This window comes from Bacillus sp. FSL H8-0516 (genome assembly GCF_038635285.1).
Taxonomy (GTDB): Bacteria; Bacillota; Bacilli; order Bacillales; family Bacillaceae; genus Bacillus; species Bacillus safensis.
Genome location: NZ_CP152051.1, coordinates 2,863,277 through 2,875,687, shown reverse-complemented (window position 1 = coordinate 2,875,687; position 12,411 = coordinate 2,863,277). Strand labels below are relative to the sequence as shown.

Below are 12,411 nucleotides of genomic sequence, written 5' to 3'. Positions count from 1 at the left end.
ACTTTTGTAAATGGCAGATAAAAAGAGTTCCTATTTAGAAGAACAATTAGAAGCAGTCATGAAAAAAGAGGGAGGCACCTATACCTTTATTTTTCAAAAAGAGACGATTAAACTCTTAGACGGTTTAGAAGCGGCACCGATCAAAGACATCAATCCTTCATTTCAGAAAGAGATTCAATTAACTGAAGATGAGGTCATCATTTCTATACAACCGCCTCCTGCCTATCAGGAATTTCGTTTCATCCATGCAAAGGATGAAAAAAGCAAATGGATTTTTTCATACCAGCTTGTCGATGCAGTTCTTACACACGACGTGAAGCGGCTGCATCCTATTGTTTCTCCTGAAAACATTGTTTTTCATCAAGGCTTAGCTCCTGCATTTTTGCATTATGGAGTCAAAGAAAGCATCCCGCCATATGAAACCGATGAGCATCGCCTGTTAAAAGAGGTCAAGGCTGTCGTTCTTCGAGTGGTTGACCATGAATATCAATTTCAAGAATATGTGGCTTACAATGAAACGTTGAAATTATCTGAGCTGGCAAAAGAAATTAGTGAAACGAAGTCGCTGGAAGAATTGTCAACTTTGATTGAGCAAAAGATCAAAGCAATCGATGCGAAAGAAAAAACGCTCTTAACCATTCCTAAAAAGAAATGGAAGATCGAGCGATACATTGGACTAGGTCTACTTGTCCTGTTAATCCCTGCATTGGTGTACACCATTTACACCTTCTTTTTTGCCATGCCAAAACAAGAAGCATACGTCGAGGCAAACAAATATTATCTCAACAAGCAGTACAGTCAAGTGGTGGATACGTTAGAGAAGTATCCAGCCAATCAAATGCCAGTCTCTCTTCAATATGAACTGGCCATTTCGTATGTACAAACGAACCAAGGCAGTTTGTTGCTTGATCAGCATAAAAAAGAAATCACAGAAACGTACACATTACAGACAGATCCGCAATACTTCCTATTCTGGATTCATATTGGACAAGGCAATAGCAAGGAAGCACTTGATATTGCACGGGTGCTTGGAGACGACAGGTACATATTTACGGCACTCGTCGCCTATCGCAATGAAATTCAAAACGATGATAGCCTTTCTGCTGAAGAAAAACAAAAACAGCTAGATCCGATCATTAAGGAAATGGCGAAATATGAAGAAAAAGAAACAACCGAGACAAGCACAAGTGACTCCTCAGACGCAAGCCAAACAGATGAAACAGCTGAACAAAAAGAGCAGTCAAAAGCCGATCAAGAGAAAAAAGAGAAAGAATCTGAAGCGAAAAAGAAAACCTCTCAGACGAAAAAAGATGAGAAAAAATAATTCTTTCGATACAACTGACAGTTGGTGCTGTCCCATGAGGAGGTGGAGCGTTTGAGTCTTCTTTGGGTTTTTTATGAGGAGGATTATCAAACTGTCCGTTTAGATGAGCAGTTCAATCGAGAAGCTCTGATTGGACCTGAAATAGAGCATACAGTGACAATCCCTTCACTTTCGTTTGATGAAGGGGTCATTCGTTTATCTCCTGATGAACCGAATGATGGTTTTACTATTTATCAGGGAGATGAGAAGAAAGGCAAATTACTTCCACATGAACCATATCAGCTTGGTTCACTCACACTTATTTTAATGGATGCACATCATGATCAACATATTTATTACCTAGGAAATAGAGTGGAGCTGTCTTTTTCACGTGAAGAGAAAGATGAGATTGATGTGTGGAAAGAACAAGCTCATTCCATGTTTCAAGATGCCAGCCAGTTCACTTTAGAGAAAATCGAAGGAACATGGTATGTCATGCCTCAGGACGAGACGATTTACGTGAACGGAAAGAAAATCCACGGTCCCGAGAAGATTTATGCAGGAGATGAGCTGTTCTGGAACTTTCTGACGGTGACATTTAAAGATGATGATTTATTACAGGTGACAGCTTACGAACCCTTTCATACACGTTTGGAAAAAACAAGACCGCCAAGTACAGAAACAAAACAAAAATACCCTTCATACAGACGTACACCACGTTTGATTTATGATTTACCAGATGACCGGGTATCCTTTAGCTTTCCTTCGCAGGAGAGTGAAAATAACAGCAGAGGGCTTTGGCTTGTTGTTCTTCCGCCGCTTGTGATGCTCCTTGTGATGGGGATTGTTGCCCTTATCCAGCCGCGTGGAATCTTTATTATCGTGTCGATGGCGATGTTTATCATGACGTTAATTACATCGTCCGTTCAATATTTTAAGGAAAAATCACAGCGCAAAAGACGAGAAGAGAAGCGGCAGCGTGTCTATTCTCTTTATTTAGAAAATAAACGAAAAGAGCTGCAGGAGCTGTATGACCGCCAGCAATATATTTTGACGTATCATTATCCGTCATTTGAACAAATGAAGTATTTAACATCAGAAATCAGCGGACGCATTTGGGAAAAGACGCTTGTGAGTGACGACTTCTTGCACCTGCGTCTTGGAACAGGCGCAGTCCCATCAAGCTATGAATTATCGATGAGCGGCGGCGATATGGCCAATCGAGATGTTGATGACTTAATGGAACAAACGCAGCACATGCAAAAAGTATATCGTGAAGTGAAGAATGTCCCGATTACATTCGGTCTTGCGGATGGTCCAACAGGATTAATAGGGAAGCCTGCGATTGTGAAAAATGAGCTTCATCAGCTAGTTGGACAGCTTGCTTTCTCGCACAGCTATCACGATTTGAGATTTGTCTTTATCTTTCATGAGCAGGAGTATGAGAATTGGGAATGGATGAAATGGCTTCCGCACTTCCAGCTGCCTCATACATATGGCAAAGGGTTTATTTACAACGAACAAACACGCGATCAGCTGTTGTCCTCTATTTATGAAATTTTACGCGAGCGTGATTTAGAAGAAGAAAAAGAGAAGAAAATCTTTACGCCTCATTTTGTGTTCATCGTGACAAATCATGAGCTTATTGCCGAGCATGTGATTTTAGAATACCTAGAAGGCAGCCGGACAGATCTTGGTATCTCCATCATTTTTGCAGCAGAAACAAAGGAAAGCTTGGTTGAAAATATTTCGACGCTTGTCCGTTATATTAACGAAGAAGAAGGAGATATTCTCATTCAGCACAAGAAGGCAGTACGAATTCCGTTTCAGCTTGATACACATCAGCGCGGGGACAATGAACTGTTTGCCAGAACACTGAGAACATTAGATCATCAAGTCGGTATGACCAATTCGATTCCTGAGACGGTCTCATTCCTTGATCTTTTCCATGCCAAACAGGTAGATGACATTGGCATTCGTGAAAAATGGCTGACTTCAGAAACGGCCAAATCATTATCAGTTCCAATTGGTTATAAAGGGAAAAACGACATTGTCGATCTGAACCTGCATGAAAAAGCACATGGCCCGCACGGACTGTTGGCGGGAACAACGGGATCAGGGAAAAGTGAATTTTTACAGACGTATATTTTATCGCTCGCTGTACATTTTCACCCGCATGAAGTTGCTTTCCTATTGATTGACTATAAAGGGGGCGGAATGGCGCAGCCGTTTCGAAATATTCCTCATTTACTTGGAACGATCACCAATATTGAAGGCAGCAAGAACTTTAGTGAAAGAGCGCTTGCCTCAATTAAAAGTGAATTGAAGAAAAGACAGCGGCTGTTTGATCAGTATCATGTGAATCACATCAATGATTATACGAAGCTTTACAAGGAGAAAAAGGCTGAGCAGGCAATGCCTCACTTGTTCTTAATCTCTGATGAGTTTGCTGAATTAAAAAGTGAAGAGCCAGACTTTATTAGGGAGCTTGTCAGCGCTGCACGTATTGGCCGAAGCCTCGGGGTCCATCTCATTTTGGCTACCCAAAAGCCAGGCGGGGTCATTGATGATCAGATTTGGAGTAACTCCCGTTTTAAGGTCGCACTAAAAGTACAAGATGCGTCAGACAGTAAGGAAATTTTGAAAAATAGTGATGCAGCGTCCATTACCGTCACAGGCCGCGGTTATTTACAAGTGGGCAACAATGAAATTTATGAATTGTTCCAATCGGCTTGGAGCGGTGCACCATATATGGAAGATGGCTACGGCTCAGAAGATGACATTGCCATTGTGACAGATACTGGTCTTATTCCGTTATCAGGGGTAAGCACAGAGCCAGCAGTGAAAAAAGAGACAGTGACGGAGATTTCCGCTGTTGTGGATGAAATTGAACGTATGCAGCAAGAGCTTGGAATTGAGAAGCTGCCAAGTCCATGGCTTCCACCGCTTGAGGAACGTATTCCAAAAACACGTTATGCGTCGAGTGAAGAGCATGTCTTCCATTTTGCGCTTGTCGATGAACCAGATCAGCAAAGCCAGCATCCACTTTCTTATCAAATGATGGAAGATGGGAACATTGGCATCTTCGGTTCCTCCGGCTACGGCAAATCCCTTGCTGCCACAACACTGCTGATGAGCTTTGCGGAGAGGTATTCACCTGAAGAATGGCACGCATATATTTATGATTTCGGAAACGGAACATTGCTTCCGTTAGCCAAACTGCCGCATACGGCGGATTATTTCTTAATGGATCAGATGAGAAAGATTCAAAAATCAATGAAGCGTCTGCGGGAAGAGGTTGAATATCGCAAGCGCTTATTCAGACAGCAAGAAATGAGTCATATCAAAATGTACAACGCCTTAAATGAGAAAAAGCTTCCGTTCATTTTTATCGTGATTGACAACTTTGACATTGTCAAAGACGAAATGCATGATCTCGAATCTGAATTTATTCAGCTGAGCCGTGACGGACAATCATTAGGTATATACTTCTTGATTACAGCAACCCGGGTAAATGCAGTGCGTCAATCGCTGATGAACAATCTGAAAACAAAGATTGTCCATTACTTAATGGATCAAGGAGAGGCGTACTCGATTATTGGCAGACCGAAATTCAGCTTAGAGCCGATCCCAGGACGAGTCATTATTAACAAAGAAGAGCTTTATTTTGCGCAAATGTTTCTGCCAGTTGAAGGAGAGAACGATCTCGAATTGTTTGAGCATTTGAAACAAGAGATACAGCTTCTTCATGACCGCTTTGAAGCATCCGAAAAACCAAAGCCTGTGCCAATGCTTCCTGATAAGCTGACAGTTTGGGAGCTTGAGAGTCGTTTAGATGAACAAAAACCGCCTTATGACATTCCAGTCGGATTAGATGAGGAATCTGTGGCACCTGTTTATTTTGACTTGAAAAAGAATAAACATTGCCTCATTATCGGTCAAACGCAGCGCGGGAAAACAAATGTGACAAAACTGATGCTTGATCAGCTTTTAGTGGCAAAGCCTGAAAAGCTGGCTGTCTTTGATTCAATTGATCGGGGTCTATCCCATTATGCAAAAGAAGAGAACATTGATTACCTTGAAACAAAAGATGATATCACCGAATGGGCAGAAGAAATGGACCGCATATTTAAGGTGCGGGAAGAAATGTATGTCGAAGCTGTGCGCCAAGGGGAGACCGATCAGTTGTCATTTCCTCAAATTGTGCTTGTGATTGATGGCATTACGCGTTTTCAGCAGACGATCGATCCGCGTCTTCAAGATCAATTGGCTGATTTCATGAAGTCATATGCACACTTAGGCTTCAGCCTGATTGCATCAGGAAATCATACCGAGTTCAGTAAGGGCTATGATGCACTCACAAACGAAATCAAACAAGTTCGTCATGCTATGTTACTCATGAAAAAATCAGAGCAAAACATCATACCGCTTCCGTATGCAAGACAAGAACCAGAGATTCAGCCAGGCTTCGGGTATTTGGTTGAAAACGGAAAAGAGAAGAAAATCCAGGTTCCTTTATGTGCGGTAGAAAGGAAGAGTGTTCAATGACAGAGCAGCAAAAAAGCTCCATCAAAATCGTATCCACCATGATATTGATTCTTGTGCTGCCGGTTTTATTTTTCCACCTGATTGGAGATGACCCGGCAAAACAGAAGAAGAATGCCACGCGAAATATTGCAGTGGTCAATGAGGATATGGGAGCGAGCGAAAGTGAAAACACGGCTCGTTTCGGACAGGATGTTGTGGCAGCATTGTCAGAACGTCCTGATTATACATGGACTGTAGTGAATCGCAGTGCGGCGGAAAATGGACTGAAAAACAGAAGATATGACGCTGTCCTTTATATTCCGTCTGATTTCTCTAAAAATGTGCTGAGCTATGATAAAGACCATCCTGAAAAGGCGTCCATCCAATTTTCGATTCAAGATCAGCTCAATGCAGTCAATAAAGAGAAAGTGCAGAGAGAGCTGGAAAATGCGCAAAAGAAAATGAATGAACAGATGTCGACGCTATACTGGAGTTTTGTATCACAGGAAATTGGCAATGTGAGAGAAGAATTTGAGCATATTGTCGGCAAAGAAGTTGAATTCCAAAACACGATGTACAACTTCTATAAACCGAACTCAAACAAACTATCAGATGCCGTCCAGCAGCAGAAGAAACAAATAGAAGAATTAAAAAATGCGATGGCCGATTCACAGAAACAATATAAAGACGGCTTGAGTACAACAGAAGAAGCAAAGAACCAATTAAAGGACTTTGTGAAAGCAGTCGATCAATACCAGCAGTATCAAGACAAACAAAAGGATCTCTTGATCAAAGCACAATCAGCAAGCCAAAAGCAAATCCAGCAAGGGCTCAAACAACTCGCTGACATTCAAAACCAAAATGCCCGCAGCTTTAGTGATCAAATGGGCGGACTCAAAACAGACATCAACGGGGTACAAAGTCAGCTGAAAACAACGGACAGCGCCATCCAATCTGTTCAAAAGTCGAGAGAAGACGTTATTCCTAAGCAATCCACGGGGTTAACGGAACTTGTGATAGCGTCTCAGAAGGAACTGATTAAAAACTATGAAGATCGTTACTTAGAAGATTATCGAAATAAAATATCAGACTTGCAGACAAAGCTATTGGCAAAAAGGCAAGAGTTAATGGACGAGCCGGAACCGCCAGCTGACTCTGATGAAGACGGGCCATCAGATCAAGATAATGAAAACCCAGAAGAGATTGGGATTAACCTAGATGAAGAAACAAATGAGCTCTCACAAATTTCAATAGAAATGAACGACCTTGCGGATCAATTAGGAGAACAGGAGACACCACCGCCTTCGACTGAAGATGGGCAAGAAGGTGAAAGCGGTGAAAATCCAGCTCAGCCAGATACTAGCAGCAAGAATTCATCGCAGGATGACCTAAAAGCACTCTCAACTCGCTTAGATGAAGTGAAAAAGAAAATACAAGAAAAAGCGGACGCTCATAACGACGAATTAAAAGACAAAGTGAGTCAGATGAGTAAAGAGCTTGAGACCCTTACGAAAAAAGTAGAAAAGCTTGAAAAGACTATCCTACGGTTACAAGATCGATATAACGTCATTCCGAATGAAATCAAAAATCAAGAATCATCCATTGTAAGCAAAGTAAAAGAGCTGAAGCGCAGGAACTCACCGATTAGTAATGCCTTTAGCGATCATCTTTTTGAGAAAAAGTTCGAAACAAAATCAACAAGAACTAAAAAATTAATGGACTATTCAAATCAACTCTCTCAGCTAGAGCTGATGATCGCAAATGTCTATCAACCATCTAATAACTCTTCTCTATATGACGCAAAAGAAGAGAATATCCAGTCTATCCTCTCCATCAAAAAAGAAGAAACAGAAAACTGGGATAAGCTCAAAAACCAGATGCTGACATCAAATGATGATGTGTCTACTTTTATTGATGAGATGCAGAAGTTTTCAGATGGTTATGCGGAGTACATTACGACTCAGCAGGCAAGCATGGAACAGGAGTTACAGACAATCTCTGAAAGTGCCGACAATGTAGCTGAGCAAATGGCTGATCAAGGAGATGCGGTGTATACGGCAGATCTTGCAGGCAGTTCAATAGTTGTCAGTGCACAGGATTCAATTGGACAGGAAGTGCTTCGTCTTTCTGAAAATATGAGTTCGTTAACCGACCGCCAAAAAGGGGTGGCGGATTATACGAATAACATTGAAGAGAGTGTCACAACAGTTCAAGAAAAAGCAGATACGCTGAATGAAAACTGGAGCAAGAATGTCGACTCTACAAAGCTTGTTCAGCAAGATTTAAAGGGTATTTTAGGAAATACATTAAGTGATCAAGGCAACAGCAACTATGTGTATAACCATTTAGCCAATCCGCTGAAAATCAGCGGCGATGTGCCGGAAGAAAAAACGCAGACTGTACCGCCGGTCGTCATTTTGGTCATTGTGATGATCAGCAGTTTGTTAATTGGTTTTTTCAGCTCGTATTATGCGTCAGCTCCGATGCTGGTCAAAGGTGCACTGTTTGGCATCTTGAATCTATTAGTCGGACTCATGATCAGCTTGTTTGGACTGAACATTTACAAACTAGCAGATGATCAAGCCATTCAATGGTCGATCTTCACCATTTTGTTATTAGTGGCGTGCTCTGCTTTTATTCGCACGGCCTTCCTATTCGGTTCTATTGCCGGGTGGATGGCAGCAACAGCGCTGATTTTCTTCTTTGTCGCACCGTTAATTGATTTGGTGATGCCGAATTTCCACTTTACCAATCCAGTGACAGACGTGTACCTGTCGATTCAATATGGAAATGGAGACACCTTTGGAATGGGCGTCACAGGGTTAGTGATTTTAACTGTTCTTTTCATGGTCGTACCGCTTGTGAAAAAGCTATGGAAAGATAAAACAGAGGAACGTGATGTGACTCATGAAGCTTAATCTATTCGTGAAAGGGACGGCACTCGTTGCCGTTTCCCTTTTTCTCCTCATCCCTGCTGCTTTCGCTGCTGGTGAAGATACGGATACGAATGTCAAGCCGAATGAATATCAGGAAAAGGAACTCAATATTAACTCGAGTATATTGAGGGATCAAACGAAATACGAACAAAGCAAAACGACATCAAAAATCAAAACAGACATTCATTTTGCTAAACCGCCTAAAGCCCGGGGGGGATCTCTTTCTCCGCAACTATTTAGTGATCTAAAGGAGAACCCACCCAAAACACCAGCTCGTATGATGAAAGAGATGAATATCTCTTTTAGTGATTCGGCTGTATCAGCACCTTCTGAGGATGAACATGAGAAGCAGACATCGGCACTGCTTCCGATGATCTTTGGTTTCTTGATAGCCCTTGGTCTCGTTGTGATGATCATCCTGATTCCAAAGGTGAATGTGAAGGCTGAAAAGAAATAGTCTGTCTTTTTTAATAGAGGCAGGCTTTTCTTTATGCAGATTGCTTGATGTCATACCGTTTCACTACGTAAAATAGTGATATCAAGGGAGGAGATTGTCATTCGAATTTCAATCGTTACAGGCGGATCAAAAGGTTTTGGCTTAGCACTTGTGAACAGGCTGCTTGCACGCGGGGATCATGTGTACACGGCAGCAAGAAGTGCATCGCCAATATCCCATCCGAAGCTTACACATACCCAGGTTGATCTGACCGATGAAGAAGCAGCGGCCAAATGGCTTCAACATAGTCTTACGCCGCAAACTCTGGCAGATGCTGATGACATCTTACTTGTCAACAATGCAGGAATGGTCACACCGATCAAGCGCGTTGGACAAGGCGGACAGGATACACTTCATCAGCATTACAAGCTGAATCTTGTCATTCCTGTTTTGCTGAGCCATGTGTTTGCCAAGCAGACTCAATCATTTAACGGAAAGAAAACGATCGTTCATCTCTCTTCTGGAGCGGCGAAAAACCCATACAAAGGCTGGAGTGCGTATTGCAGTTCAAAGGCAGGACTCGATATGTTTATGAGGACTTTTCATGAGGAACAACAGGACGAGGCGCATCCGATCAACACGTTTTCCTTTTCACCCGGCACGATCGATACAGATATGCAGGGGGAAATTCGGAAATCATCAAAACAAGACTTTGAACAAATAGACCGTTTTCAGCAATTATATGAAACAGGCACACTGAAGAGTCCAGATGAAGTCTCAGGTATTTTGCTCGATCTTTTAGCTGGTGATCCAGCTGGCGGATGTGTCTACGATGCACGTGAGTATGGGAAAAAGCAGTCATAACGACGGCTGCAGCGTGAAGACAAACCCTCGCATTCGGTGTCAGGCCTGCGTGCCGGTGCTCACGAATCTCAAATTCGCTCCGCACCAGTACTCGGCCTTCCTAGACTTCAAGGGTTTTCATAACACGCTGAAAAGAGGAAAAAAAGCAGTCATAGCGACTGCTTTTTTCGTATTGTACAAGCAAAAACAGCTCATTTGACATAAGCTATTCTTGAGATTCATAGAAAATATAACAGAACATTTGAGTTTCTTTTCAGAATATGTTAGGATGCTAAAAATATAGATAAGGAGGGGTTTCCATGAGAAAGGTTACATTAATGGATGTTTACACCCATCCAGTCGCTCAAAAATATTTAAATCGTTCAGGAAAAGCCCATGCGATTGCTTGTGCTTATCACGCATTCAAACTGGCGATGCAGGCTGGGATTAATCCAGATCTCGCTGTGAAAGCAGCCCTCTTGCATGACATCGGCCACTATGAATGGTATACAGCTGGCGGAGAATGGGATTACGAGACATATAGACGGAATGATATTCATGCCATTAAAGGCGCAGAGCGGGCTCACAAACTGCTCATACGCCTCGGTGAGGAACCAAAGGCAGCCAAAGATATTGCGCTTGCGATTCTGCTTCATACAGATTCATATTTGCCAGAGGGCGACCTTCATAAGGACACACTTCAGCAAATTGTTAAGAAAGCAGACGAAATGGATGAAGAGCCTGGCGGACATCACCATTACAGACAAATAGACGAATCACTTGCAATGAAAAAAATCACGGAATTGGATCAGAAAGTGGAGCAGGCACTTCAGCCAATGAAACGTTCTGTTTAGTATGGAATGTCTCCATGAATATTTCCATCCTGATCGACATACAATGTGCGAATAACGGTACGGTTAAATGCAGATGTACCTGATGCAGTGAGTCCGGTGTAATGAACCGTGACAGAATAAGCACCTTCTTTTTTCAATTGAACAGCTGATGAAGCAGTTGTTTTAAGAGGATGATCTTTTTGGGCATCCTTAAAGTAAAAGGTTTCTACTTTCTTGCTTAATCGTTTAATCAGACCGCTTGAATGGGTCGATGCATCATCCCCTGATTTCGCTGCCTCTGCTTTGATTTCGTCATTTAATGGTGAATCAAAGGATACGAGCAGCAAATAAGGAGCCTTTTTTCCTGAATTTGATCGAATCGTCCATTTTCCAGGAACGGGTTTATTGATTTGTACATGGTGCGAAAATGCGCCTTCATATGGGAAAGATGCTTTCGATGTCTTCAGATTTGTTAAGACGTCTCCATTTGGGGCGATGATTTCCGGCCGCGCCTCATGACTTTCATTTAACCACTGAATCGATAAGCCATTCGTTCCTTCCTCTACATAGAACGCTTCTGTTTTCTCCTTTTCACTTTCACCGCCTTTCACATAAACATCTGTATTCAGCTCAGTAGAGTTCGGGCTCTCTATATTTTCTTTTTCAGCGCTTGCGGCATTTGCCAGCAGCTGATGCTGAAACACAGGGAACATGCTTGAGCCGTTTTTAATTGAGTTGTGATCCCATTTCCCTGTTAAAATATTGTTTGCATATGATAGTCTTGTGCTGCTTACCGTGACGGCGCCATCGTTTGCGCCAAAGCTCTTTAAATACATGCCTCCTAAGTACAGCACCCCGCCAAATGTTCCCCATTCCGATCCCGAATACGTGATGTATTTATGAGGAAACTTCTCCAGCTTGTCGGTTTCACTTCGAAAAGCCGCCATGATCCCCGTTTGCAAAGAATAGAGCGCGTCGCTTTTTTGTCCAAGAATTTCCGCGAGCCAGCTTCCGCCCTTGCTATACGCTAAATCTGCCAGCGGCGTCCCGTAATGAGGGGAGCCGAGTGTGATGACCTTCTCTACATATGGATGGGCATTGTGATACACGAGTGCGGACTGTGTATCCACCCCGCCTTTACTATGACCAATCACAATGAGTTTTCGACCGAACACATCATAGATTTCTTTTAACTTTTCTGCTAATAGTTTGCCATTCTTTTTCGTATCCTGATCTGGATACAAATCTATGAATGCGCTTTCGTATCCGTTCAGAACAGCTTGCTTTGCCATGTCGTTTCGGTCGAACCATGTGGAGGAGGAGCTGTTAATGCCGTGAACAAAAACAAGCGGCGGTTTTGACTCGTCTTTTTGAACCGGCTTTTCTCCTTTAAACCACTTCCCTGGTGTCCCAGGCTCATCCCCAATTGATCCTGCATACGCATAACTTGCAAAGGAAAAAAAGAGCATGACAGCAGCGAGACAGATGAGTTTTTTCAAGATCATTCACCTCTTCAAATGTTTTAAATTGTTG

Annotated in this window: 7 protein-coding genes; 6 read left to right on the top strand and 1 reads right to left on the bottom strand. The window is 42.4% G+C overall.

The genetic code is table 11. The annotated features are described in order from the left end of the window. The first annotated feature begins 10 nt into the window (after positions 1–10). From essB to MHB67_RS14650, 6 genes are all read left to right on the top strand, one after another. Positions 11–1,324 carry a type VII secretion protein EssB gene (essB, locus tag MHB67_RS14675; RefSeq protein ID WP_185853809.1) on the top strand — a complete coding sequence of 438 codons (1,314 nt, stop codon included), beginning with the start codon at positions 11–13 and terminating at the stop codon, positions 1,322–1,324. A 51-nt stretch (positions 1,325–1,375) separates the two neighbouring features. Further along, positions 1,376–5,851: a type VII secretion protein EssC gene (gene essC / locus MHB67_RS14670; protein WP_342492599.1), complete on the top strand. Its 4,476-nt coding sequence runs from the start codon at positions 1,376–1,378 to the stop codon at positions 5,849–5,851. After that, complete coding sequence (esaA, locus tag MHB67_RS14665; RefSeq protein WP_342492598.1) at positions 5,848–8,748, top strand: type VII secretion protein EsaA; 2,901 nt, start codon at positions 5,848–5,850, stop codon at positions 8,746–8,748. Before essC ends, esaA begins: the two co-directional genes overlap by 4 nt. After that, entirely contained in the window at positions 8,738–9,223 is a 486-nt protein-coding gene (essA, locus tag MHB67_RS14660) for a type VII secretion protein EssA (RefSeq protein ID WP_326161041.1), read from the top strand. The genes esaA and essA overlap by 11 nt, the downstream gene beginning before the upstream one ends. Positions 9,224–9,322: 99 nt before the next feature. After that, on the top strand, positions 9,323–10,066 hold the full coding sequence (locus tag MHB67_RS14655) for a (S)-benzoin forming benzil reductase (RefSeq protein ID WP_326161187.1): 744 nt from the start codon (positions 9,323–9,325) through the stop codon (positions 10,064–10,066). A gap of 299 nt (positions 10,067–10,365) precedes the next feature. Further along, positions 10,366–10,899, top strand: coding sequence for an HD domain-containing protein (locus MHB67_RS14650; protein ID WP_044335785.1), 534 nt, complete (start codon positions 10,366–10,368; stop codon positions 10,897–10,899). On the opposite strand, the gene MHB67_RS14645 is transcribed toward MHB67_RS14650, so the two are convergent. Continuing rightward, positions 10,896–12,383 (bottom strand): alpha/beta hydrolase, encoded by a 1,488-nt coding sequence (locus MHB67_RS14645; protein ID WP_342492597.1) that lies wholly within the window; start codon positions 12,381–12,383, stop codon positions 10,896–10,898. The genes MHB67_RS14650 and MHB67_RS14645 overlap by 4 nt on opposite strands. Positions 12,384–12,411: the final 28 nt, after the last annotated feature.

Excerpts from the sequence above, each read along its gene's own strand:
- esaA (WP_342492598.1), top strand. The coding sequence starts at position 5,848 with ATGACAGAGCAGCAAAAAAGCTCCATCAAAATCGTATCCACCATGATA.
- MHB67_RS14650 (WP_044335785.1), top strand. The coding sequence starts at position 10,366 with ATGAGAAAGGTTACATTAATGGATGTTTACACCCATCCAGTCGCTCAA.
- essB (WP_185853809.1), top strand. The coding sequence starts at position 11 with ATGGCAGATAAAAAGAGTTCCTATTTAGAAGAACAATTAGAAGCAGTC.
- essA (WP_326161041.1), top strand. The coding sequence starts at position 8,738 with ATGAAGCTTAATCTATTCGTGAAAGGGACGGCACTCGTTGCCGTTTCC.
- MHB67_RS14645 (WP_342492597.1), bottom strand. The coding sequence starts at position 12,383 with ATGATCTTGAAAAAACTCATCTGTCTCGCTGCTGTCATGCTCTTTTTT.